Origin of the sequence: Paraburkholderia sediminicola (genome assembly GCF_046026855.1) — a bacterium.
In the GTDB taxonomy this organism is placed as follows: Bacteria; Pseudomonadota; Gammaproteobacteria; order Burkholderiales; family Burkholderiaceae; genus Paraburkholderia; species Paraburkholderia sediminicola_A.
Map to the genome: position 1 here is coordinate 1 of NZ_JAQQET010000096.1, position 1,286 is coordinate 1,286.

General features: G+C 60.6%; 1 protein-coding gene. It reads left to right on the forward strand.

The genetic code is table 11. The annotated features are described in order from the left end of the window. Positions 1–3: 3 nt before the first annotated feature. The coding region (locus tag PQR40_RS38955; RefSeq protein WP_408511279.1) for a glutamine synthetase family protein at positions 4–1,286 on the forward strand (1,283 nt) is incomplete at its 3' end.

Here is a 1,286-nt window from a genome sequence, read left to right on the forward strand (position 1 = left end):
GAAATCGACGAATTTCTGAAAAAGAACCGCGTCACCGAAATCGAAGCGATCATTCCGGATATGGCCGGGATCGCACGCGGCAAGATCATTCCGCGCAGCAAGTTCGAATCCGGCGAGTCCATGCGCTTGCCGCAGGCGGTGATGATCCAGACCGTCACAGGGGACTATCCGGAAGACGGCACGCTCACCGGCGTCACCGACCCGGACATGGTGTGCGTTCCTGACGCCAGCACCATCCGCATGATTCCGTGGGCCGTCGATCCGACCGCCCAGGTGATTCACGATTGCGTTCACTTCGATGGCACGCCCGTCGCGATCTCGCCGCGCCGGGTGTTGCGCCGCGTGCTCGAACTTTATAAGGCCAAAGGCTGGAAGCCGGTTATCGCGCCCGAGCTCGAGTTCTACCTGGTCGACATGAACAAGGACCCGGATCTGCCGCTGCAACCGCCGATCGGCCGTACGGGCCGTCCGGAGACGGGTCGCCAGGCGTATTCGATCGAAGCGGTCAACGAATTCGATCCGCTCTTCGAAGACATCTATGAATACTGCGAGGTGCAGGAACTGGAAGTCGATACGCTGATTCACGAAGTCGGCGCCGCGCAGATGGAAATCAACTTCATGCACGGCGATCCGCTCAAGCTCGCCGACAGCGTGTTCCTGTTCAAGCGCACGGTGCGTGAAGCCGCGCTGCGTCACAAGATGTACGCGACTTTCATGGCCAAGCCGATGGAAGGCGAACCGGGCTCGGCGATGCACATGCACCAGAGCCTCGTGGACGAAGAAACCGGCCAGAACCTGTTCACCGGTCCGGACGGCAAGCCGACTTCGATGTTCACCGGCTATATCGCCGGCCTGCAGAAATACACGCCGGCGCTGATGCCGATCTTCGCGCCGTACATCAACTCGTATCGCCGCCTGTCGCGCTTCATGGCTGCACCGATCAACGTGGCATGGGGTTACGACAACCGCACGGTGGGTTTCCGGATTCCGCATTCGGGGCCGGCCGCGCGTCGTATCGAAAACCGCATTCCGGGCGTGGACTGCAATCCGTATCTGGCGATTGCCGCGACGCTGGCCGCTGGCTATCTCGGCATGACGCAAAAGCTCGAAGCCACCGAGCCGCTGATCAGCGACGGTTACGAGTTGCCGTACCAGTTGCCGCGCAACCTCGAAGAGGGTTTGACGCTGATGGGCGCTTGCGAACCGATCGCCGAAGTACTCGGCGAGAAATTCGTCAAGGCCTACCTCGCACTGAAAGAAACCGAATACGAAGCGTTTTTCCGCGT